Annotated in this window: 15 protein-coding genes and 2 pseudogenes; 4 read left to right on the plus strand and 13 right to left on the minus strand. The window is 69.6% G+C overall.

Translation table 11 applies throughout. The features are described from left to right. Positions 1 to 226 precede the first annotated feature (226 nt). Together OG352_RS18300 and OG352_RS18305 are read left to right on the plus strand one after the other, a co-directional pair. A complete protein-coding gene (locus OG352_RS18300) occupies positions 227 to 1822 on the plus strand; it encodes a serine/threonine-protein kinase (protein ID WP_329218211.1) in 1596 nt (531 codons plus the stop codon). Positions 1823 to 1901: 79 nt separating this feature from the next. Continuing rightward, the gene (locus OG352_RS18305; RefSeq protein WP_329218212.1) at positions 1902 to 4037 is read left to right on the plus strand and encodes a UvrD-helicase domain-containing protein; all 2136 of its coding nucleotides are present in this window, start codon (positions 1902 to 1904) and stop codon (positions 4035 to 4037) included. Between the two features lie 176 nt (positions 4038 to 4213). On the opposite strand, the gene OG352_RS18310 is transcribed toward OG352_RS18305, so the two are convergent. The 5 genes and pseudogenes from OG352_RS18310 to OG352_RS18330 all read right to left on the minus strand — a co-directional run bounded on the left by OG352_RS18310 (position 4214) and on the right by OG352_RS18330 (position 10220). Next, positions 4214 to 4873, minus strand: coding sequence for a hypothetical protein (locus OG352_RS18310; protein ID WP_329218213.1), 660 nt, complete (start codon positions 4871 to 4873; stop codon positions 4214 to 4216). A gap of 263 nt (positions 4874 to 5136) precedes the next feature. Then, a pseudogene (locus tag OG352_RS18315) lies at positions 5137 to 5963 on the minus strand (IS3 family transposase); the annotation flags it as partial. Between the two features lie 198 nt (positions 5964 to 6161). Further along, a complete protein-coding gene (locus tag OG352_RS18320) occupies positions 6162 to 7514 on the minus strand; it encodes a caspase family protein (protein WP_329218214.1) in 1353 nt (450 codons plus the stop codon). Positions 7515 to 7519: 5 nt separating this feature from the next. Next, positions 7520 to 7900, minus strand: a complete 381-nt coding sequence (locus OG352_RS18325) for an effector-associated constant component EACC1 (protein WP_329218215.1) — start codon at positions 7898 to 7900, stop codon at positions 7520 to 7522. A 2026-nt stretch (positions 7901 to 9926) separates the two neighbouring features. Continuing rightward, positions 9927 to 10220, minus strand: a complete 294-nt coding sequence (locus OG352_RS18330) for a hypothetical protein (RefSeq protein WP_329218216.1) — start codon at positions 10218 to 10220, stop codon at positions 9927 to 9929. A 188-nt stretch (positions 10221 to 10408) separates the two neighbouring features. Between OG352_RS18330 and OG352_RS18335 the strand changes: the two genes are divergently transcribed. Next, positions 10409 to 11686 carry a TolB family protein gene (locus OG352_RS18335; protein WP_329218217.1) on the plus strand — a complete coding sequence of 426 codons (1278 nt, stop codon included), beginning with the start codon at positions 10409 to 10411 and terminating at the stop codon, positions 11684 to 11686. 22 nt (positions 11687 to 11708) lie between these two features. Here OG352_RS18335 and OG352_RS18340 read toward each other — a convergent pair whose 3' ends face one another. The 5 genes and pseudogenes from OG352_RS18340 to OG352_RS18360 all read right to left on the minus strand — a co-directional run. Continuing rightward, positions 11709 to 14579, minus strand: coding sequence for a helix-turn-helix transcriptional regulator (locus OG352_RS18340; protein ID WP_329218218.1), 2871 nt, complete (start codon positions 14577 to 14579; stop codon positions 11709 to 11711). A gap of 377 nt (positions 14580 to 14956) precedes the next feature. Beyond that, positions 14957 to 15538: a hypothetical protein gene (locus OG352_RS18345; RefSeq protein ID WP_329218220.1), complete on the minus strand. Its 582-nt coding sequence runs from the start codon at positions 15536 to 15538 to the stop codon at positions 14957 to 14959. A 330-nt stretch (positions 15539 to 15868) separates the two neighbouring features. Further along, complete coding sequence (locus tag OG352_RS18350; protein ID WP_329218222.1) at positions 15869 to 16099, minus strand: hypothetical protein; 231 nt, start codon at positions 16097 to 16099, stop codon at positions 15869 to 15871. 200 nt (positions 16100 to 16299) lie between these two features. Next, positions 16300 to 17244, minus strand: coding sequence for a hypothetical protein (locus tag OG352_RS18355; protein WP_329224189.1), 945 nt, complete (start codon positions 17242 to 17244; stop codon positions 16300 to 16302). Positions 17245 to 17487: 243 nt separating this feature from the next. Then, positions 17488 to 17715: pseudogene (locus OG352_RS18360) on the minus strand (helix-turn-helix domain-containing protein); the annotation flags it as partial. Positions 17716 to 18562: 847 nt separating this feature from the next. Here OG352_RS18360 and OG352_RS18365 point away from each other — a divergent pair. Further along, a complete protein-coding gene (locus OG352_RS18365; protein WP_329218223.1) occupies positions 18563 to 19174 on the plus strand; it encodes a DUF4232 domain-containing protein in 612 nt (203 codons plus the stop codon). An 895-nt stretch (positions 19175 to 20069) separates the two neighbouring features. Here the strand turns inward: OG352_RS18365 and OG352_RS18370 are convergent. From OG352_RS18370 to OG352_RS18380, 3 genes are all read right to left on the minus strand, one after another. Beyond that, positions 20070 to 20975 (minus strand): hypothetical protein, encoded by a 906-nt coding sequence (locus tag OG352_RS18370; protein WP_329218224.1) that lies wholly within the window; start codon positions 20973 to 20975, stop codon positions 20070 to 20072. A 752-nt stretch (positions 20976 to 21727) separates the two neighbouring features. Then, complete coding sequence (locus OG352_RS18375; RefSeq protein WP_329218225.1) at positions 21728 to 22786, minus strand: hemolysin family protein; 1059 nt, start codon at positions 22784 to 22786, stop codon at positions 21728 to 21730. Further along, positions 22783 to 24105 (minus strand): hemolysin family protein, encoded by a 1323-nt coding sequence (locus tag OG352_RS18380; protein ID WP_329218226.1) that lies wholly within the window; start codon positions 24103 to 24105, stop codon positions 22783 to 22785. Before OG352_RS18380 ends, OG352_RS18375 begins: the two co-directional genes overlap by 4 nt. Positions 24106 to 24134 lie beyond the last annotated feature (29 nt).

Below are 24134 nucleotides of genomic sequence, written 5' to 3' on the forward strand. Positions count from 1 at the left end.
GCCAACCGTGCAGGACGTGGGGCCCCAGCCGCCCGCGCGACTGGACCCCCACGGGCGGAATACGTCCTGTCGGCGGGAGGCTGACCGGCCGCCGCGCCCTCCTGCCCGTCCTCCACCGATCGCCGCGCCCGAGTCCATGTCGCACGCGACCGCTGGACGGCAGATCGACGCAGCGGTCACACTTGACCCCTGACCGTGACTGTTCATCACGCACACCGGGGGCAAGGTGCCGCAGGAGGCGATCTCCGACCGTTACGAACTCCTGGAGGAGCTCAGCCACGGTGGTATGGGCGACGTGTGGCGCGGCTACGACGCCGTGCTCGACCGGCCCGTCGCCGTGAAGCTCATCCGGCAGGCGTCGGTCACCTCACCGCAGCTGGCCGAGGAGTTCGCCAAGCGCTTCCGTCGCGAGGCCCGCATCACCGCGCGCATCCAGCACCCCGGCGTCCCGCAGGTGTACGACGCGGTGCTCGACGCGTCGTACGAGCGGCTGTTCCTGGTGATGGAACTCGTCGACGGCGTACCCCTGTCCGCCTACCTCGACCCCAGCCGGCCCCTGCCCGTCAGCTGGGCGGCCGCCGTCGCCGCGCAGATCGCGACCGTGCTGTCGTACGCGCACGACGTACCGGTCATCCACCGGGACCTCAAGCCGGGCAACATCCTCGTCGCACGCGACGGCACCGTGAAGGTCCTCGACTTCGGCATCGCAGCGATTCTGCGCACCGACGTCACCAAACTGACCGCCACCGGCAGCCCCATCGGCACCCACCAGTACATGTCGCCCGAGCAGGTCCGCGCCGGACGCATCACCCCGCAGACCGACCTGTACGCGCTGGGCTGTGTGCTGCACGAACTCCTCAGCGGACGCCTCGTGTTCGAGGCGGAGAACGAGTATCTGCTGATGTACCAGCACGTCAACGCCGCCCCCACCCCGCTTCGACAGCTGCGGCCCGACGTCCCCCAGGCGCTGGAGGAGCTGGTCCTGCACCTGCTGCGCAAGGCGCCCGAGGCGCGGCCCGCCGACACGCAGGAGGTGTACGCGCGGCTGCTGCCGTTCCTCCCGCCACCAGGCGAAGAACCCGGCACAGCCGATGCCGGGCCGGCCGGCGCACCCGACCCGACAGGCGTGTTCCGTCATCCTTTCGCGCCCCGCGCCCGCGCCCAGGCCCCTGCACCCAGCGGTTCGACGCCGACAGCCGTCCTCCCGGGGGCCCAGCCGGTGCCCGTCCCCGCCCGGCTGCGCGAGGACATCAAGGCGGCGTACGCGCACTCCGACGCCCTGCTGGAGGAGGAGCGGTTCGCGCAGGCCGCCGAGGTGCTCGGCGAGGTCATCGAACCCGCGGCCCTCGCTCTCGGCTCCGAGAACAAGCAGGTCCTGGCGCTGCGCCGCCAGCGAGCAGCGATCCGCCTCCTCGGGGGCGACTACCGGGCCGCCCTGCCCGAGTTCGACGCCCTCGCCGACGCGTACGCCCGCATCGCCGGACCCACCTCCGAGCAGGCCCGCGCCTGCCGCGCCCAGGCGGCCCGGTGCCGCGCCGAACTCGGCCAGGTCACCGACGCGCTCGCCGCACTCCAGGGCGTGCTGAACGTCGTACGGGCCGTCGACAGCGACGTGAGCGAGGAAGCCGTGGAGCTACGGCACAACATCGGGATGCTGCTGCTCGCCCAGGGCCGGACCGCCGAAGCCCGGCAGGTCCTCGAACCGCTCCATCAGGACATGTGCATGGTGTTCGGCCCCGACGACGAGATGACCGTCGAGATCGCCGAGGCGCTGGCCCTGATCCGCCTCGACCTCGACGGCGACGGCGACGCCGCCGGGTAACCCGCTCGTACACCTCGCAGGCACTCGTAGCCACTCCCAGCCACAGGACGCACGCAGCGCACACGCAGAACGGGACACCATGCCACACCTCGCCTTCGACATCGGGTTCTGCGCCCAGCTCGGCAAACTCCAGGGCACTGACAAGCAGGGGGTCTTCGACGCCTGGGAGAAGTTCGAACGCCTCACCCTCGACCAGCTCTTCAAGGACCCCGGCCTGAAACTGGAGTCACTGAAGCAGGCCAAGGACCCGCACATCCGCACGATCCGCATCGCTCAGGGCACCCGCGGCGTCGTACTCGCCCCCGACAGCGGCGACACCTTCGTACTGCTGCGCGTGATGCCGCACGACAAGGCCATCGCCTGGGCGATCAAACAGCGCGCCAGCATCAACACGGTCACCCGCGCCGTGGAGATCCGCGACATCGCCATGCTCGACGAACTGACACCCGCGTATGAGCGGATCGCCGCCGCGCCCGACGAGCGGCTCTTCGCCAAGGTCTCCGACGGTGACCTGGCCGCCCTCGGCATCGACGAGACCACCCTGCGCCAAGCCCGTGTCCTCACCAGCAAAGAGCAACTGGAGGCCTTCGCCCCCTACTTCCCGCAGGACCAGAGGGAAGTCCTGGAGTACCTCGCCGAGGGCTTCACCGTTGAGGAGGTCTGGCGCGACCTGGTATCCGTCAACCTCCCCACCTCCGCGTCCGATCCGGTGGACACGACCGACTACGCGACGGCCATCCGCCACACCCGCACCCGCATCGCCCTCGTCACCGCCTCCGACGAACTGCGCGACATCCTCGACAGCCCGTTTGCCGCCTGGCGGGTCTACCTCCACCCCTCCCAGCACAAGGTCGCCTACCGGGCCAGCTACTCCGGACCGGCGCAGGTGACCGGCGGCCCCGGCACCGGCAAGACCGTCGTCGCCCTGCACCGCGTCAAGCACCTGCTGAAGTTCCTACGCGACGGCGACCGCGTCCTGCTGACGACGTACACCAACGCTCTCGTCGCCGCACTGCGCACCGGACTCGCCACGCTCATCGAGGACGAGGAACTGCGCGCCCGCGTGGACATCACCACCGTCGACGCCCTCGCCAGCCGCGTCGTCTCCACCTCGCGCCGCCCGCTGGGCGGCGGCGAAGAAGAGAGCCTCTGGAAGCAGGCCGCCCGGGCCACAGGATTCACCGGAACGGCCCAGTTCCTGGGCCAGGAGTACAAGCACGTCATCCTGGCCCAGGATCTGCGGAGTGAGAGGGAGTACGAGGCCGCCGACCGGCGTGGGCGGGGCAGCCGCCTCCCGGCCGCCGAACGGCCCCTGGTGTGGCGGACAGTCCGGGAGTTCACCGACCGTCTCGCGGCAGACGGCCGGCGCACCTACCTGGGGACGTGCACAGAGGCGGCCGACCTGCTCCGGGCGAACGGTCCGCTGTACCGGCACATCATCGTCGACGAGGCACAGGATCTGCACCCGGCCCAATGGCGGCTGCTGCGCGCGGCCGCCCCGGCGCGACCCGACGACCTGTTCATCGCCGGCGATCCTCATCAGCGAATCTACGACACGAAGGTCTCCCTGCGGGCCCTCGGCATCAAGGTCGCCGGACGATCCACGAAGATGCGGAAGAACTACCGCTCCACGCACGAGATCCTCAGCTGGTCCACCGCCCTCCTCGTCGGCCGTCCCTTCGAGCAACTGGAGGACGACGCCCGCAACGAGACCCTCCTCGGCTACCGTTCGGCCCTGCACGGCAACGGCCCCGAGATCCATGCAGCCGCGTCGGAGGAAGCCGAACTCGACGCGCTCGTCGACCGGGTACGCGGGTGGACGGAGAACGGCGTGGCTCCGGGCGAGATCGGCGTCACCTCCCGTTTCAACAAAGGCGTCGAGAAGGCGCTCGCCAGGCTGGCGGCCGCCGGTATCCCGGCGGGGAAGTTGAGGGCCGACGCACCGGAAGGGGCGGACGCCGTCCGTGTCGGCACCATGCACTCGTTCAAGGGCCTGGAATTCCGCTGTGTCGCCGTGACCGGCGTGAACGCGGACGCCCTGCCCGCGCCGAAGGCGGTGACACCTGTTGAGGCGGACCGCCTCCAGCACGAAGCGGATCTCCTGTCCGAGCGCTGCCTGCTGTTCGTGGCTTGCACGCGGGCGCGGGACGGGCTCTATGTGTCGTGGACGGGGGAGCCGAGCCGGTTCTTGGCGGAGGCGAAAGCGACTGGCTGACTCAAGGGGGTGCAGGGTCGCGCAGCGAGGCAACAGCAGATGAGTGCGACATGCAAATAACTGAGGAACGATCTTCCCCTACCTGGGAAGGCAGCGCAGAGAGCCCGAATATCCCCAGCTCACTGGACCACCCGGTCACGGTAGGGCTACTCGCCGCGTAACCGGAGACGCGGGTGTCAACGTTCACGCCGCAGCGAAACCCGCACATTCTCATCGGCATCACGATCAAGGAACAGGCCCGACCCTTCAACGCTGGTGAGGTACGGAACGCGCACGCCTGCATCGAGAACCTTCGGCTCCCCTGCGCCAGTCGCCAGGTCCAGCTCCGCGACGACCGCCTCCGAGCCGCTGGCCGCCGCCGACTTCCCCAGGACCGCCCCGTAAGCCGTGCCGTCATCGCGGATCGCGGCGAGCGCAATCGTCTTGCGGTCGCCGTCACCCTCCAGACAGGTGCCCTTGCCTCGCTTCAGATCAAAGACAACTGGTCCGGCTGCCAGGTAGCGGCCGTCCGGCGAAGTAATCACGGGATAGTCGCGAGCTTCATCGGAGGCCGCGACGTCATGCGCACAGATCATGCTGGCCCGGAGCTTGCCTGTTCGCACATCGTGTACCGACCACAGCGGGTCGTTCGGAGCGCCGAACTTGCCGCCCGTCGACCAGCCGACGAGGAGGTTGCCGTCGGCGACGCCGTACGCATCGCCATTCCAGGAACCGACAATGCCTGTCTTCGCTTCGAGGCCGGGCGGGCGCACGTCGTCGCTGAACCAGCGGCCCGGGATGCCGAAGCCTCCGGTACCCATGCTTGCCAGCGGGCCGTCCGGCGTGGCTGCCATCACGCGGGTACTGGAGCACGCCACCGTCGTTGCACACTGGGAAAGCAGCCCGTTCGGCTTCTGGTACAAGTCGACCTTTCCGGTCGCCACGTCCACCGCCGCAGCCGAGCGGGGAAAGGCCTCGTTCCCGCCCCAGGCGACGAGGACCCGCCCACCAGTCGATCCCACACGCACCTCACCGGGGTCCGCCGAGACGGGGACATCGATCTCCCGCAGCGGCTTGACCGAGGTGCCCGAGGCGGTAGCCCAGTCGGGGGCCGACCACCCTTGAGCGCGTCGGTGACCAGTTCCGTGCGCATGTGGCCGGCGATCGACCAGCCCGCCAGGCGTTTGGAGCACAGATCCAACACCGTTGCCAGATAAAGGAATTGGCCGTTGCCCACCGGGAGATAGGTTATGTCGCCCATGGAGCGGCTGTTCGGTGTGGTCGCAGTGAAGTCGCGCTGCAGGAGATCCGGCACCGGTGTCGCCGAGGGCTCGGGGACGGTGGTGCGGACCTTCTTGCGCAGGTGGAACCCGACGATGTGGAACTTCCACATGACGCGTGCCACCCGCTTGTGATTGACGCGCTCGCCGCCGTCCCGGAGCTCGGCGGTGACGCGCGGGGCCCCGTAGGTGCCGTCAGACTCCTGGTGGATTTCGGTGATCCGCTCGGCGAGCCCGGCGTCGCCCCGTGCCCGGTCGGCCCGCGCTTGCGCGCTGGCCAGGTGCCGGTAGAAGCCGGAACGCGAGACCTTCAGCATCCGGCACAGCCGCTTGACGCCGAAGGCGCCACGATGATCGTCGACGAACTGGAAGCGGCTGCTCACCAGCTGGTCTCGGCCGCAAAATACTTCGCGGCCCTCCGCAGGATCTCCCGCTCGAGCTCGAGTTCCTTCACCCGCGCCCGCAGCTGCCGGTTCTCCTTCTCCATCGCGGTGGCCTCCACGGCCTCGGGCCGGGCGGCCTGCTCGGCGTCCCGCACCCACGTACGCAGCGTCTCGTGGTTGACGCCCACGTCCTTGGCCACCGACGCGTACGTCCCACCCGGGCTGGCGTGGTACGTCGCGACGGCATCGGCACGGAACTCAGGCGAGTACTTCGACGTCCCCAACGGGAACTCCTGTCCTATGGATCTTCACGATCCAATGATCAGGGTGTCCACGATCAAGGGGTAGCGCCCCTTCAGCGCGAACCCGAGGGTGCGGTGCCCTGATCCTGGGGGATGGACCCGTGGGTTCGGGGTCAACTCGCGGGGCCGGTCCCGGCAGCCTGCTCCAGCAGGGCCCGTGCGAAGTCGTGAGCGACATGACTAGGTGGGAAGCCTGGGATCCATGTCGACCAGATCACGATGCGAACGAAACAGGGGGCCGCCGAGACGTTCCACGGCCTGGCGCAGCACCACCGGATCGGCATCGACGAAGCGCAGTTTGCAGATCCCGATGTAACCGAAGTCCTGCAGCTCCTGGTAGTTGGCGGGCAGCAGGGAGGTCTTCTCGGGGCGCGGGGCCGTCTGGCGTGGGCGGACCACCAGGACCTCGGATACGGTCTTGCGCCAGCTGCCAGGGGCTGCGCTGCTCCCCGTGTAGGTGAACTGGCGCAGCACGCCGAGATAGTCGATGTCCTGCCACGGAATGTGGCAGGACATGCCGTCGCGGTCCAGGGTTAGTCCTGTTTTGTCGACCATGAGGCTCCGCGGCTTCTCTCGCGCTGCGATGGCCGTTCCGCAGGCGAGGGCCACCAGCAACAGTTCGGGGATGAGCCCACCTGCCACAGCGCTCGGCCGGAGCCACATGGCGTAGCCGAGCCCGCAGGCCAGGAGGGTCCACACGGCGCTCAGACACGCGTACCAACGGCGTTTGCCGGGGCTTATCCGCCTGGTGAAGCGTACCTGTGACGGGCCCGTCGCCTTCTGACTCACCGGGCGTTCTTCGACGGGACCGCTGACCAGAACAAGGTCACTGGCGGCGTTCACCGAACGGCGCTGCGGACGGGGAAGTCCCCGCCCGGCCAGATCGCGGTCCACGTACACGTAGATCTCGTCCAAGGTGAGGGGGCCTGGTGTGCGGAGCGCTCCCAACAGGGCCTCGGTGAAGGCTGTGTACGTGGCGCCCAGCGGTGCGTGCGAGGGAGCGGTGGCGGTCGTGGAGGTGAGGGTGAAGGTGCCGGTCACCTCGAGCTGGCCGGCGACGAGGCTGTCCGGCGTGCTCATCGCTGCTACGGCCCGACCGGAGAAACAGCAGTCGAGCACCAGGACCCTGGCTCTGGCGCGGGCGCGTGACAGCTCGCGCTTGACCACCTCCAGCGGTACAGCGGTGTAGGCGACGTTGTCGGGCTCTGCGTCGGCCAAGGTGAGGTGCAGTAACCCGTCCTCGTCCAGCAGCCCGTGGCCTGCGTAGTAGACCAGCAGTAGATCAGTGGCCTCAAGCCGCGCCACGGCCAGCGCGCTGCCCAGTGTCGCCTTGTCGAGCGGCTGGTCCTGGTCTCCCAGAACCTGGCAGTGGCCGACAGGGAGCAGACCATGCTCCCCGGTCAGGACCTTCCGCAAAGCGGTGAGGTTGTCCCGCACGGCCGGTATCTCCGCAAGGTCCGCGGACCTGTATGTGGGCACGCCGATCAGCACGGCGCGCGAGGCGCTTCCGTCGGGAATCCACGGGTCCGGCATCGGCCTCAGTTGCGGGACTGATCGAGCAGCGCCACGACCTCACCGATGACGTGCTCGGGATCCGCCGCCCGGCGCACATCCACCTCGACGCGGCGTCCGTCCGCCGCGACGACTGACACCTTGACATCCGCACGGCGCTGAATCAGCCAGGTCGACAGTGACCGGGCGAGCACGGCGCCGGCGCCGCCCGAACCCAGCGCCACCGCCACCACGTCGAGGGCCACCCCCATGTGGCCCGACTCGGGCGCGGATCCCCGCAACTCCAGACGGCCACGAAGGACGTCCTCCAGGGCCAGCCAGTCGCGCAGTGCCAGCAAATGCGTCTCGGCATCGTCGCCGGACACCGTCAGTTCCAGCTCAGGAGTCTCCGTATCCGCCTGGGTCATGCCAACCATGATGCCAGGCAGTTACCTCGTGATCCGGGGATTCGACATGATCCCGGCTGCAGCAAGGAAACGTCCCGTTCAGTCAACCGCCCCCAGGCATAGGAGATTTGGACCCACCGCCATACAGCGATCGGTTCCCCAGGCTCCACCCAGAGGCAGCCGAACGGCGAAGCAGCGTCTTCAATCGGACCGCAGATCGTTCCGACAGGCCGAGCAGCCTTCAGGAATCCCGAACTTCCATCACCGGGCTCCGCACCTCCAGAACGCGATGGAGTCTGCCGGCCAAGGGCGCAGGGCCTCATCGAGACCCAGGGGAACTCACGAGATGTCGCACACTACGGCTTTCAAGGCCGGAGTCGCTGAACGACTCGGTAAGCATCGCGACCGCCGGTCGGGCTGTGATCGCCCGCCACCGCAGGGCAGTCCGCATAGCCGGGCAGACAGTGCGGGATGCCGGACACGTCATCGCTCTGGAGCGAGCCCTCCGCCTGGGTGCGAAGCCCCCGCAACCCCGATCGGCGCCCGAGCGGCCGGCAGCAAGTCCGGCACCACGGCAGCAGCCCGGCCCCCGGGATCCACTGGAACCGACCGCGACCCCCAACTGCCCCCACTGCAACCAGCCGATCACCATCGTCACACTGCCGGCCACCCCCCGAAGCCGCCCGCCCCTCGAGGCCATCGTCCGCCACCTAGACCGTCATGCGGCGCAACTGCTGACCGACGATGGGTTCACCGCCTGGGCCCGCACGTTGGCCGAGATCGCCACGGAGCGGGAGTTCCTCGCCCGCCGTCTGCGCGGATGGACCCAGCCGCTACAGAGCCGTGTAGACGGCCGAGGGCTCGATCCCCGATGGGGGCGGGGCCTTTGTCGCCCCCAAGCGGTCTGCGGTGTTCACCGCTTCGGCGACCGCAGCTGACCTCAGCCGACTCCCCCGCACTCGCTCCCACGGCCTCGTGAGGGGCCTCATGGGAACGTCATGGGAACGGAAGGCCGAGCAAAGACAGGGAAGGATCAGACGGGGACGGAAGCCCCCACCTAGTTGACCTGCAGGAACGGTGAACCCCGGGGAAGATCACCACAGAGGGGGACAGCTATAGGGCCTCTCCTAAAGCGGGTGTCGCAGGTTCGAATCCTGCCGGGGGCACCAGTTCAGAAGGGTGCCGCCTCCGAAATTTCGGAGGCGGCACCCTTCTGACATCCAGATCTGGCATCAACGGCGACAGTCACTGACGACCGGGACGCCTCCTGAGCAGCCGGTCCATGTGGCTCATGGCTCCGCGCTGCGTGTCCTGCACGACCGTGGGGCTCGCTCCCCGCCGTCACGAGCGGCGTTCACGACGGGGAGGAAGCCCGGGTTGGTGCCCGGATTCCCTCTCCACGTGGAACGCGCCGCCTTGCAGCTCTGCCTTCAGAAGCGGTGAGGTTCGCTCACCGCCAGGAGGTGACCGCGGCTGGTCGCGACGCGGAGGACGTCCCGCAGAGATCCGGTCAGTACCTTCGCCAACCGTTGCACCTCCTCCGGGTCCGCGTCCTGGTCGTTGAGGGTTTCGTAGGCCTGTTCCAGTAGTTCAGCCGCCGCGCCGAGTTGGTCTGCTCGTTGTTGTCCGCCAGGCGGGACGAGCAGGCAAGGTGCGTACCGATGAAGCAGGCGGTAGACCGGTAGGGGACGACCGAGGCGTCCGTGATGTGCGGCTGTTGACGAGGAGGCATCAGCGGACCCCCGCGAGGGTCGACCAGGCCGCGGCCGACGGATGGAGCTACGACCACCGAACGTGTCCGCAGACGCCTTTCCCAGGCCAGCACGTATGGGCGGACGAGCGCGATGTGCTCACCCGTGAGCGAGTGTCCATGGTCCGCACCGGCGGAAGCCCGCCCCAGGACGACGGCCGACGCGTCAGCAGGCGCAAGGGAAGCGGCCGACGGCCGAACGGGGGTCAAGGGGCGGCGGTGCCTGCCCTTGGGGATGTGCCGCGCCCTGGTGAGCGAGACGGCACGGCGGATACGGTTGAGCACGCTGTTCAGCTCCTATCGCTGATGGCCCGGTCCCCCGACATCGCCCGTCGTGGGGACCGGTTTGCGTACGACCGCCCACAGGGTGCGGCCGTTCAGGCTGGTGGCGAGGAGGCCGAAACGGTCGGCCTCGGCCACCACGTCCAGGACGACCTCCCGCGATGACTCGGCGGAGAGCGCTTCCGGCACCTCCGCTTCGACCGATGTGTGTCGGAGGTGTTCCTCCACTCGCGCGAGAAGCCCGAGGGCGGACAGCCGGGCGTGTTCTTGACCGGGTCGGCAGTGAGAGTGGTGACAACGGCCACGCAAATCCCGTGCAAGGTCCACACGCGCGGCGCGCAGAGCGCGACGCCGAAGTTGTAGGGGGTTCCCTCATGCTTCGGCCGGTCCGACACGGAACGCTGATCCGGGCAACCGGCTGCCGTGGCGGCGAACCGAACAGAAGGACACTCATGAGACGTCTCTCCGTAATCCGCAACGCAGGGCGCGCAGTGCCCGTGTCGGGAATCGTCGCGGCGCTGTTGTCAGGCGGCGTCGCGCATGCCACGGATGCCGAACCGGGGCCGGCAGGCACAGCACCGATCAGCAGCTCAGCCGGTGGACCGTCGATCTCCGCCGACGGCCGCTACGTCGCATTCGCTTCGCTGGCAAGGGATCTGGTGGCCGGCGACACCAACCGAGCGGACGACGTCTTCGTGCGCGACCGGCAGACCGGCGTCATCACCAGGGTCAGCGTCGACTCCGCGGGCAACCAGGCCAACAATGCGAGCCGGAATCCGTCGATCTCCGCCGACGGCCGCTACGTCGCGTTCGAGTCCTTCGCGACGAACCTGGTGGCCGGTGACACCAACCGCTACCGCGACATTTTCGTGCACGACCTGCAGACCGGTGAGACGACCAGGGTCAGCGTCGGCAGGCACGGCGAGCAGAGCGACAGTGAGAGTTTCCATCCGTCGGTCTCCGCCGACGGCCGGTTCGTCGCCTTCGACTCTCCCGCGTCGAACCTGGTGTTCGGTGACACCAACGACATCCACGACGTCTTCGTGCGCGACCGGCAGACCGGTGAGACCAGCAGGGTCAGCGTCGATTCCAACGGTCGCCAGGGCGACGGCATCAGCCAGCTGCCGTCGATCTCGGCAGACGGGCGCTACGTCGCCTTCTCCTCCGGGGCGAAGACACTCTCCCTGTTCCCCGACAACAACCACGCGGACGACGTGTTCGTGCACGATCAGCTGACCGGGTACACCGACCGGATCAGCGTCGGTCCCGGCGGCGACGAAGGCAATTCCGCCAGTCGCACGGCGACCATCTCGGCCGACGGCCGCTACGTCGCGTTCGAATCCACCGCGTCGAATCTGGTGGCCGGCGACACCGGCGGTCCGACTGACACCGACATCTTCCTGTACGACCGGGATACCCGGACGACGACGCAGGTGAACCTTGGCCCCAATGGCCTGAGCGACAGCAGGACCCCCGGCCAGGAGCGGACGACGCTCTCCGCCGACGGCCGCTACATCACGTTCGTGTCCGGCGAGGACAAGCTGGTGACCGGCGACACCAACTCAAGCTGGGACGTGTTCGTGCGAGACCGGGTGACCGCCACCACGACCAGGGTCAGCGTCGCCGATGACGGCTCGCAGAGCGATGGCTACAGCTACAGCCCCTCGATTTCGGCCGACGGCCACCACGTCGCTTTCACGACCAGCGCGACGAACCTGGGCGGTGACGGCACCAGCCGGAAGTTCAACCTGTACGTACGCGACCTCGGCAACTGAGTTGTCGGCCGCCGTGGCGTCCTCAATCACGCGCCGCGGCGGCCCACAGGCCGGCCAGAGCAGTACGACCGGAGACGCCGACCTTTGTGTAGACCCGGCCCAGATGGACTTCGACGGTCTTGGGACTCAAATTCAGCCGGAGGCCGACGTCCCGGTTGGTCAGACCGTCCGAGACCAGGTTGACGATCTCGACCTCACGGGCGGTCAAGTCGAATCGCTCGGCGCCGCTTTCGGGACGGGGGCCGCGCGCGTTCAGGCGCCGCTCCTCGCGCGCGACCTGCGGCAGGAACAATTGCGCATCACACCGGGTGAACAACGCGCGGGCGGACATGAGGTGTGCACGGGCCTGGTCGATCGCCCCGCTGCCGCCGAACGCCGTCGCGGCGAGCAAGTGCGCCCGCCCGGCCTCCACGGCCGCCCCGATCCGGCCGAACGCACCGGCAGCGGCGACAGCGAGCGGTGCGGCTGCCGCCGGATCCGTTGACAGCGTGGCGATCGCACGTGCCCGCTGTGCCATGGCGGTACGCAGCGGAAGATCGAGTTGACCGGCCGCGTCCTCCGCTCGGTCGGCCCATGCCGTGGCCGCGGCAACCCGGCCGGCCGCGACCTCCGCCTCCGTGAGCATCAGGTACACCAATGGCCTGGTGCGGAGGCCCACCGCGGGCAGCTCGGCGCCACCGCCACAGGTGAGCAGCAGCTCGATGCAAGCGTGCGGATCACCCGAGTGCAACATCGCCTGCGCCAGCATCGCCTCGGCCTGGCCACTGCGCCAGGAACTCATGGCCGTCGCCTGGTCGTCGACGACGATGGCCTCCTTACCCAGGCGGATCGCCTCGGCCAGGTCGCCGCGCCAGGTGGTGATCCAGCACCCGAAGGTCAACGCCATGACGCGCAGCTCCTCGCTGCCGGTCAGTTCCGCCGACTCCAGGCTGTCGTCGAAGCAGGTCGTCGCCGCCGCCAGCTCGCCGAGGTAGGCATGCACCATGCCGCGGATCGCGGTCAGCAGCGCGATCTTTTGGGACTGCCTGCTCGCGCGAGCCAGTTGCAGGCCACGGCTCATGTGCCGGCTCGCCGCCGTGAGCCGGTCGGCGGAGACTTCCGACCAGCTCAGCCAGAACGCCGCATCGATATCGCGGACCAGGTCGCTGTCGGGCAGCGCGTCCAGGAGTGCGGCCGCCTCGTCCAGCCGGTCCGCCCGCCGGTCGATGAGCGTTGCGGCCGACAACGCCGTCGCCAGCAGCATCGGATCCCCGACTTCCCGCGCGGCCGCGATCGCCTCGGCCACCCGGTCCTGTCCGTGCTCGCGCTCGACACTTTCACCGGCAACGAGCGCGACGAGCAGGACGGCCGCCGAGTGGGCGTCAACACCTTCGACGCGTTTCCACTCACTGTGCAGCATCGCCCTGGCCTCGGTGTAGCGCCCGAGAATCTGCTCCACCGTCGCACAGGCCCGCGCTGTCTGTGCCCGGATCTGGGTGAGTTCGGCAGGCAGGAGCCGCAGCACCTCGTGCATGGTTTCCCTGGCCTGCCGCAGGTCGCCCGTGGCGCCGAGTGCGTGTGCCAGCCGGCCGAGCAGGATCAGGCGCTGCGGCGTGGCCGACTCCGAGTCGGGAAGCAACCGGATGGCCGCCCGCAGGAAGTGCCCGGCGGTCGTCGGCGTGGTATGCATCGTCGCCTCGGCCGCCTCGGTGAGCGCCGCGACCGCCTCGAGGTCACCGCGGACGGCGGATCGCTCCACGTGCCTGGCGAACTCAGCCGGCGGCGCGCCCCGGCTCCGGAGTGCCGATGCGGCCCGGCCGTGTGCCTGAAGCCGCCAGCCAGGACCGGCGTCCTGGTAGGCAATGCTGCGCACCAGCGGATGCCGGTACCGGAACCGGCCGGTCGCCCCGTCCAGCCGCACCAGGTCACGCTCGGCGAGCCGGTCGAGCGCGGCGAGCACGGACCCGGCGTCCATTGCCGCCGTTTCAGCGAGCGAATCAGCCTCGAAGTCATCACCCACGACTGCGGCGGCGTGCGCGACGACTCGCTCTTGCGGGGTCAACGCGGCCAACTCGGCGGCGAGCACCGCGTGGACCGCCACCGGGATCGCCCCGTCAGGGTGGAGCGCCGCATCACCGACGGCGATGCCCCGCTCACCGGCCCGCACCAGGGCTTCCAGGTAGAACGGGTTTCCGCCACTGGCCTGGTAAAGCTCTTCCCGCCGGGAACGGCCCAGTCTTTCCGGCATGAGGTGGCCGGCATCAGCTTGGCTCAGCGGCGCGAGTTCCAGCAGCTCGGCCACCCCGTCGGTCGCGGCGCGGGACAGCGCGTGCCACAGCCGCAGCGACGTCTGCCGGGGCCTGCCCGCCAATGCCAAGACCAGCCGCGCCTGGGGCGGGTGGCGCAAAAGGTGGTCGAGCAGCTCGACCGAACCCTCGTCCGCCCAGTGCAGATCGTCGAAGACGAGCACCAGCCCGGACGGCTCGGCGAGCAGCTTCAGCAACGCCCGAACCGCCCGGTGCAGCCGGTATCGCTCCGCGTCGACCAGGCCGGCGGGACCGGCGGCGGGAAGCGCCGGAAACATGGTCGCGAGAAGTGCGAGCTGCTGTTGCCCGAGGGCGGCGAGACGCTCCGGGCCCAGCTCGGCGAGCTGGTCGTCGAGCGCGTTGACGAACACACCGAACGGGATGTGGGACTCGAACTCCGCCGCGCGTGCGCTGCGGACCGTCCATCCTGTTGTGTCCGCGAGCTTCCCCAGCTCCGTCAGCAGCCGGCTCTTGCCGATCCCCGGTTCACCGGTGACCGCGACGCACCAGGTGCCACTCTCGCCCGCCAGCACCGCGCGCAGGATCGCGACTTCTCGCGCCCGGCCCGGAAATCCGCCGACGGGCTTCCCTCTCGCTTCGTCAGTCATGCTGGCGTCGACTCACTTTCCATCCGCGACCAGGCGATGGTATCGACTCACGCGCCTTCGGCAGGCGGCCAAGCCGATCACCTCAGTCCACATCGGACAGATGACGTGCTGACCGAAGTCCGCGAATGCCACATGGACGGCGTCTATCGCCCTCAATGCAGCATTCGCGACCAAAGCCGGGCGGGCATGAGCGCAGTCGCGCGACGTTCGACGCCGTGACGGTGATCGAGGAGTGGGCAAGCGTCTCCTGGATGTCCTTCAGCTCAGCCCCGGCCGCGTGGGCTGGCGTTGCGGCACCGTGGTGCAGGTCGTGGAGCCGGACGGGCGGGAGGCCGAGCTCCTCGCACAGCTTGATGAACCCCAGTGTGAATTGGCCTTCACGTCGGGCCGAGTTGAGCGTCGATACGGCTGATCAGCTCGGTGCGGCGGGCGCGCAGCTCGGCCGGGGCACAGGTGTCGGCGATCCGGTGGGCTTCGACCAAGGGGCCGAGCTCCGGTGGGGGCTCGACCACGCCGGAGAAGAGCGGCGCCACCCAGGCGGCTGTCGCCGCCTGCGCCGCCGCTCCGCCGGGCGGGGCGGCCGGGGCGGGCGGGAGGTGGCCGGCCTGTCCGTGGAACATACGAGCAGTGAGGACGGCTGCCTCCCGGACACGCATGCTCTCCAGGCGTACCTGCGAGGCGAGTTCATCGCGTAGCGCACACAGATCGCTCCAGGCCCGCTCATGCTCGCGCAGAGCGGCGCCGCCTCGCCGTACCAGCCAGGCGTACGTCAGCCTGGCCCGCAGGAGGTCACGGCGGGCCGCGGCAGCGCTGTCCGCGTAGGGGTTGTGGGCGACGATCTTCATCGCCACGACGGTGATCGCCAGCACCAGCATCAGCACGGCGACCCAGCCGGGCGCGTAGCGGGCGCCCTCGACCTCCTCCCCACTCCGGTGTCGCGGGCCCGCAGTGCCGCCCACACGGTGACGGTGGACAGTACGGCGGCCAGGTAGAGGACAGGCAGGGCGAGCGAACCGAGCAACGACAGTCCGGGGCGGCGGTCGTGGGGAGCGCGCAGGCGCTCGCGTACCCGGTGCAATGGGGCCGCGATCGCGTGCCCAGACACGGCCCGACGAAGACGTGACCGTCACGGCCAGGAGCCGCGGACTGCTCCAGGTGACGCGTGACGTCGTCGAGCAGCTCGGCCGGGAAGGAGAAGGAGACGGTACGCACCCCGTCCGTAGACTTCGGGCCCTTGTCGAAGAGCCGCCCGCTCCGCAACTCGGCCTGAGCCCGACGAACGGTGACGGTCAGTCCCTCCTGGTCGAGGTCCCGCCGCCGCAGGGCCGCCGGCTCCCGAACCGCGGCGTGGTGAAGGCCGCCAAGAGCACAAGCAGCCGGTAGCGCGGCACTATGGAGTCGGCGACGGCGAAGCCCTCGGGCACCGTGAGGATCGGCCGCTCGGGCGCGTCGTAGCGATCCGCCCCCTTGACGCGGCACGGGTCGCGCCGGATCAGCTCGTCGTCCACGGCCGTGTTCATCAGGGCCCGCAGCAGTTGTCAGGCCTTGACACCACACGGTGGCTTGCGCGCTGCGGGACCTGAAGCAGAACAGGCTCACGAGGTGCGCGGCACCGCCTCCCTTGCCCCGGTCCCGCCCGGATCCCACCTACGGCGGGGACGGCCGGGCCCCTGCCCCCGCCGGTCCTGCTGTCGGACCAGCTGTGCGGACTGTTGCTTCGTCAGTCGCCGGTTTCCGCCTTGTCGTTGGCGGCGGTCATGGGGACCCAGCCACCGGGGTTGCGGTACCAGTAGTGCGGTAGCCCTGTGATGCTGGTGGTGCGGAACGGGCGGCCGTGGTCGTCGATGCGCACCGTGCCGGTTCGACCCTGTGAGGACCAGTCGAGGTCGACGTACCAGTCGCAGGTGCAGGACTCGGTGCGCGCGGCGAGCATCAGGACCTCCGGCTCCTGCAGGGACACCTGGTAGGGGAAGTCGATCGCGGGGGCCGGTCTGTCCGGGTCGTTGCCGGGCATCGAACGGGCCAGGGGTCGGCGCGCGTCGAGGTTCACGGAGAAGTAACGGGGGACGAGGATGGCGCCGCAGCCTTCATACATGGAATAGGCGATGTCCGGGCGGGCGGCGGGGGTGGTGCGGTTGACCACGCGCACGTGCACTGCCTCCAGGACGACGGCGGCGGAGTCGCGTCCCTGCACCGAGATCCGCAGGTTGGTGGTGCGCCCGTGCACCGCCCCCTGGGACGCGGCCCACACCGCGGCGTCCGCCGGGATCGGCGGCGGTGGGACCTCCTGCGGTGGCTTGGCGATGACGTAGTCGTGGGCGCAGTCGAGCTGCCAGAGCTGGGAGTCGACCGTCCAGGTGAGCGGGGCCTGCGGCGGGACCGTGCCGTCGCTCGCCCGGTTCTTCTGCGGGCCGCCGTCGTTGTGCGTGGCCGACGCCGAGGGTTCCGGTGCGGTGCGGGCGGAGGCCGACGACCCACCGCCACCGGAGGAGGGTTCGGCAGCGGATTGCGGGCCGCCGTCGTTGTACGTGGCCGACGCCGAGGGATCCGGTGCGGTGCGGGCCGAGGCCGACGACCCACCGCCACCGGAGAGGGGCCCGGCAGCGGATGTGGTGAGGCCGGCGAGCGCAATGGCGAGCGAGGCCGCCAGCGCTATCGATCGCACGGGCCGTCGTCGGGGGCGCCCGGCATGGGGCAGCCGGTCTGCCGGTGAGGCCGGCCCCGGGCGTGGGTCGGCCGGTGAGGCCGACTCGGGTGCCTTGTCCGCCGGGCTGCTGTGGCTCGCGGATGCGGCCGAAGCCACGGTGCTCGTGGTGTCGTGGGGCGTCGGTGCCCGCCGGGCATCGGATGGGCGTGGTCGTTGCCGTGCCGCGACTGCCAGGATCCACCGGCGGTGCAACTCCACGCGTTCCTCGGGGGAGGCTCCGCAGAGTGCGGCGAACCGCTCGATCCTGGTGAAGTCCATGGGAACCGCCTCACCGGCACAGTAGCGGTGCAGCGTGGAGGCATTCATGCCCAGACGGCGGGCCAGTGCCGCGTAGCTGCGGTCTGTGCGGTCCTTCAGACGCGTCAGCAGTAGAGCGAACTCCGCTACGTCGTCGTGGATTGCATCCATGTGGTCCGTACTCGCATCCATCCGTCGGCCTGTGCCGTCCCGTCATGTCCTGATCCGGGACGGCATCCCCGGCACTCCCCATACCTGCACGTCGATAAGGCTGGGATGGTTGCAGGGTCGCGCCATCCCTCTCCTCGAGACCACCCTCACCCGCGGCCCTGGGGCGCCGCCTTCCGCACCGCCGCCGGCCGGGCCCGCACACCGCATCGGATCACCGCTTCCCGCGGGTGAGCTGCGCGGCCTGGAGGAGTGGGTCGGGGATGGTCGGGGACGTCGACGCACACGACTTGGTAGCGGGCGATCCGGCCCTTGCCGGATCGCCTCTGCCCTCCGGGGTCACCACCGCTGCGCGGGCCGGGCTGCCCCGCTCACCCGGAGCAGCGCTCCCCGAAGGGTCCGCCACCGCCCCCCGCCACCGGCGGCGGGGGCTCTGGGGCAGGGCCGTTTGCACCGTCGCCGGCCGAGGCGGCGGGCGCGGGCCGAGTCCCCCGGGTGTCCGGACGCCGGCCTCAGGGGGTTTCCCATCCCAGACAGGCATCCCAGGCTTCCTTGTCTCTGCAGGTTGTCGGGGGTGGGATCGTCCCACCGTTGCAGGTTGGGGGCAGCCGTTGTCCCAGCCCCACGAGGCATCCGACGCTATGGCTGTCGCACCGGCTGAAGCGGCCGACCGCACGGCAGCGCCACGACACCCCGACTCACCCGTCCACGGAGACACCCGTCTCTTTGGGCACCCGGGTGCAGGGCGCGGACGCTCAAGGGGGCGCCCGACCACCTTCGCCCCCGCCACCGCGGTGCGAGAAGGAGGCGGGTGGTGTGGCAGCGACAGCCCAGCACTCGACCTCATACCGATCAGAAAAGGAACACGCATATGAACGTGAAGTCCCTTGCGGCCCACCGTGTGGTCGTAGCCGCGGGTCTCGTCCTGGCTCTTGGGTGTGGTGTGTCGGCACAGGCCTCCACCACCGGGCCGCGGACGATCAGCGGGAAGGCCAGTGACGCGGTGACGCACCGCTCGGGCGGCAGCGGCGCCAAGGGCACCATCGCCGCCTGCTCCCAGAAGGTCCTCGGGGTGTCCGCCGTGACGGAGCCCGCAGACAGCAAGGACGCCAGGCACCTCCTCCTCACCGTCCAGAACGCCGGCGACAAGAAGTGCAACCTCTACCGCTACCCTCTCGTGCGGCTTGGTGACGGTCGGACCACGGCCCCCGTGATCAAGGAGAGCGACCCGACCCCGGGCGTGCCCGTCACCCTCGCTCCGGGTAAGGAGGCATATGCCGCTCTGCTCGTCAACGGCCCCATGGACGAGTACGAGGCGAAGAGCATCACCCTCAGCCTCCAGGGTCGTGAGCCCGGCAGCCGCGCGGGCAAGCCGATCGATGTCCCCATGCCCGTCGACACGTTGTACGCCAACGACTTTCAGCGTGTCACCTACTGGACGACTGCTCCCGGCTACGCCCTGGATTTCATCATGTCGAAGTGACGGACCTCGATCGGAACCGCCTCCCAGCGGCTGACCAGAACGCTCACGTGGGCTACTGAACACCGGCCGAAGTCGGCCAATGGCGCGGCAGCACCACGACACCCCCACCCGTCATGCACCCGCCCCTGGGACACCCATGTCCTCGACTGCCCAGGACGCGAGGTGAGGCGGGTGGGGTACAGCGAGGCACACGCGTGCGTGATCGGTCGGCGCGCCCGCCGTCGTGGCCGGGTGTCGTCGGCTGAGGTTCGTGCCACAGCCGTGCCGCAGCCGTGCCAGATGCAGAGGTCAGCCACGGTCAACGAGGGTGTCTTACGGTCGCGTTGGCAGCCGCCTCACCCGGTATCGAAGTCCCAGGTCAGCCCGAGAGTTCTCCAACCTCTCCCCTGAAGCGGGTGTCGCAGGTTCGAATCCTGCCGGGGGCACAACGCATTACGCCGCTGACCTGGGATTTCTCCCCCAGGGAGGCGTTCTATTCGGCCCCGGACTCCGCGTCCGGGGCCGTTTTGCGTGAGCGACGGGACTGCTCGGCCGGTAGCGGGTCTGTATGCGCAGGTCTGGACGTCAGGCCCCTTTCCGGTTCAGGCCAGACCGAACTTCTCGGCGTGCACCCGTCGCGCAGGGACCCGCGACCCACAGGTCTCGTAGGCTGGCGAGCACGGCCCTGGTCATGACGGGCGGGCCGTGCCGACCCTGCTCTTCCCGCTCCGCACGGCGCGGGGTCGTGGTGGCCGCGAAAGCGCGACCCGCGGCCGTTCCGCAAGGCCTGCGGCCTCGCACGGGGGAACGGAGAAGGGCCGGCTCGGAGGAGGTCTCTCCTGAGTCGGCCCTTGTTCTTGGTTCGAGCGGGCTTACGGTCGCGGGGCGCCCGCGGGCACCCCGTTGCCGTGCGTGCTCAGTTGCATTCGGTCCCGGCGGGACGGTCCTTCTTCCGGAACGTCATCATCGGCGTGCCGTCGCTCTTGAGCTCATCGGCGGTGCCGTCGATGTAGTTCCCGTACGAGTAGATCCGGTCGTATCCGCGGTCGCGCCACGAAGTGACGTCCACCACGTCCCCACGCTTCCCGGTCGGGTTCCACGTATAGGAATCGACCTTGAAGACCGGATTCACGCGTACCACGCGCTTCATGGGGCTGGCTTCGATCCAGGCGGTCTTCTGCGGGCCGATCTCGATCACATCGTTGTTGGCGATGCTCACCGATTTCTCGATGGCCCAGGAATAGCTGTACGAGGCCTCGGCGGAAACGCCGAACCACGAGTTGAGGGAGGCCTCGGCGCTGGTGGAACCGCCCACGGTGTGCGTGTACGACTTCGAGGTCGAGTATTCGCGGGTCAGTTCCAGACTGTAACCGCTGTCCGTACAGTTGGTGCGGGTCTCGCTGATGGGCCGCCATGCGTCCCGATAGGTCCAGCTGGAGGCCACCGGGTATTCGCAGTGCCCCTCGAAGCGCTCCCACCCCGGCTGCAAGGTCCACTTGCCGTGGTCCTTGTGCCACACGGGCCCCTTGCGCCACGCCGAGTGGTCGCGGAGCTCGCCCGTCGTGACGTTGACGTACCAGTCCTGGTAGTCGGTGTCACCGGCGACGCCGCACACCCGGGACATCATCTCATCGGTGTTCCAGGACTCCTGGCCCCGGATATTGACGGCGCCGTTGGGGCCGGCGGCCTGAGCGGGCTGCGCCAGCATGATGCTCGCGGCGGCGCTCAGCAGGGCCGTACCCACAGCGGCCGCCCGGCGGATACGGGACCTCGACCGCGATGTGTTCTCCGTCACTCGACATTCACCTTTCTTCGCAGCCATGGCTGCTTTTGTGCACTCACCGGCATACCAAGTGGCACATTCGGCATCCGCGGCAAAACGTGAAAGGCGCCGCGTAACCGTCGGTGATCAATATCGATTTCCTGTGCGTTCCTGTCAAACGCTCAGATCAAACGCGCCCAATCAGGCAGAAACGGTCACGCGGGGTTTGCGTTTTCCGTGCGGACAGGGTGGAGGGATGGTGTTTTTCTCCGACCGCCACCAGGAGAGATGACGAGGCGTCACGTCGGCGCTACATTCCGGCACCCGCATGAGTGCGACATCGAAAGCAAAGGGAATATCCGGAGGAAAATCGGGCAATGCAGGGTCCGCTGTTACAGTCCTGGGACACTCTCGCGACTCCGTCACCGTCACGGATTGTCCAGATTGAGTGCCGATCACCAGGTTGCGTGAAGCGGCTCAGCCCTGCTGTGTGCGCAGGGTGCGATCTGTGTCTCCAGCGCGTCGATGTCGGCCCTTTGCCGCAAGCCGTGCTCAACCACGGTCAACCGTCTGCCGCCCCCTGAACGCCCACCCCACCCCCGGCTCCAGCACGCACCGGAAGGTCCGTCGGACGGTCAGGTAGAGGGGGTCCAGGAGACTGATGTCGCGGCCCGGGGCGTCGTCCGTGAACGCGTCTCGCTGCGGGGCCTGCCCAGCGTCTGTACCGATGCCGAGGCGTGAACCGACACCGATGCCGATGCCTACGCCTTCCCGAAGCCAGGGCCGGGACACCTGTCCCGGCCCTGGCCCTGCTAACCGCCTTCCGTTCCCGTATACCTGCCGCCGGACGCCGTCTGCGGGTGCAGCAGGCGGGCCAGCAGGTCGTCCAGGGTGACCAGGCCGGTGAGCCGGCCCGTGTCGTCGCGGACGACGGCGAGGGTGGCGCGGCGGCGGCGCAGGTGTTCGATGGCCTCGCCCACGGTGTCGTGCGTCGCCAGCTCGGGCACCGGCCGGGCGAGGTCGCGGGCGGTGACGGCACGGCCGCGGGCGCGGGCGACCAGGGCGTCGCGGGTGTGGACGGAGCCGACGACCGTGTCCGCGTCCGTGTCGCGCACCAGCAGGCGGCTGTGGTCGTGCGCGGTCGCGAGGGCGAGGATCTCCGCGACGTCCGCCCGCGCGGGGACGAAGTTGATCCGCTCGGCGGGCAGTTGCAGGTCGCCCACCGGCGTCTGGGGCTCGGTCAGCGAGTTGGTGATCAGCTCGGAGTCGTCCTTGCTGATCAGCCCCAGCCGCTCGGACTCCTCGACGAGGTGGGTGAGCTGCTCGCGGTTGTGGACGGAGGCCAGTTCGTCGCGCGGGGTGACCCGGCACAGCCGTACCAGGGCGTTGCTGATCGTGTTGAGCACGCTGATCAGCGGGCGTACGGCCTTGACGACCGCCCGGAAGGCCGGGGAGAGCAGCATCGCCGAGCGTTCGGGGTGGGCGATGGCCCAGGACTTGGGGGCCATCTCGCCGATGACCATGTGCAGGAACACGACCGCGATCATCGCGACGGCGAACGCGACGCCGTAGCTGACCGCGCTGGGCAGGCCCAGGTCGTGCAGCAGCGGGTCGAGCTCGTGGGAGATCGCGGGCTTGGAGACCGAGCCCAGGCCCAGCGTGCACACGGTGATGCCGAGCTGCGCGCCGGCCAGCATCAGCGACAGCTCGCGCATTCCGGCGAGGGCCGCGCCCGCGCCGCGCTGCCCCTCGGCCGCCGCCTTCTCCATGCGGTGCCGTTTGGCAGCGACGAGCGCGAACTCGGCGGCGACGAAGAAGCCGCTGCCGATCAGCAGCCCGGCGGTGACGAAGAGCGCCGTCGGGAAGCTCATGACCGCTCACCTCCCAGAAGTGCGATGCGCACCCGGTCCGGTACGTGCCGGTCCAGGGTGCGTACGTCGATCAGCGCGCGGCCGCCGCCGGGCAGGTCGACGGTGAGGCGGTCGCCGATGGTCGGGAAGCGGCCGAGCCGGTCGACGATCAGGCCGGCCACGGTGTCGTAGTCGTCCTCCTCGGGCAGTACGACGCCGGTGGCGCCGGCGACCTCGTCGAGCCGCCGGCCGGCGTCCACCAGCCAGCCGTCGCCGTCCGCGACGGCGATCTCGGTGACGCGGTCGGTCTCGTCGGCGATGTCGCCGACGAGTTCCTCGGCGATGTCCTCGTAGGTGACGATGCCCGCGACGCCGCCGTGCTCGTCCAGGACGACCGCGAACTCGTCGCCCCGGGAGCGCATCTGCTCCACCGCGTCGGGCAGCGGGAGGGTGTCCGGCAGGAGCAGCGGGGTGCGGGCGGCGGCGCCCGCGGTGGTGTCCGTGAAGCGGTCGGCGGGCAGCGCCGTCAGCTCGCGCACGCCGAGGACGCCGGTGACGTCGTCGGGGTGGTCGCCGAGGACGGGGTAGTTGGAGTGGCCGTGCTTGGCGATCAGCTCGACCGCCTCGGCGAGGCTGGCGTCCCTGCGGACGAAGACGGCGTCGGCGCGCGGCACCATCACCTCGTCCAGGGTGCGCTCGGAGAACTCCAGGGCGTGGTCGAGGAGTTGGGCGGTGCCCTTGGGGAGCTGGCCCTGCTCGTGGGACTCGCCGATGAGGTGGCCGAGTTCCTCGAGGGTGGCTCCGTGGTGCAGTTCCTCGACCGGCTCGATGCCGATCCGGCGCAGGAGCCGGTTCGCCGCGCCGTCGAAGACGTGCACGACCGGCCCGACGACCTTCAGGTACGCCAGCGTGGACCCGGCCAGCGACTTCGCGAGCCGCTCGGGCACGGCGATGGCGAGGTTCTTCGGGGCCAGCTCGCCGATCACCATCTGGACGACGGTGGCGAGGACGAACGCGAGCACGACGGAGATGCCGGAGACGGCTCCGTCGGGCAGGCCGAGGCCGGAGAGGACGGGCCTGAGCAGCGTGGACACCGACGGCTCGGCGATGAAGCCGACGACCAGACCGGTGACGGTGATGCCGAGCTGGGCGCCCGACAGCATGAACGACAGCCGCTCGAGCACCGTGAGCGCGCGGGCGGCCCTCTTGTCGCCCGCCTCGGCCTCACGGGCGAGGGCGAGCCGGTCGGCGGACACGTACGCGAACTCCTGGGCGACGAAGTATCCGGTGCCCAGGGTCAGGAGCAGGACGGCCAACAGGCCGAGAACGGCACTCGTCATCGGACACCACCCCGCCGCGTGCCGTGCGT

The organism is Streptomyces sp. NBC_01485 (genome assembly GCF_036227125.1).
In the GTDB taxonomy this organism is placed as follows: domain Bacteria; phylum Actinomycetota; class Actinomycetes; order Streptomycetales; family Streptomycetaceae; genus Streptomyces.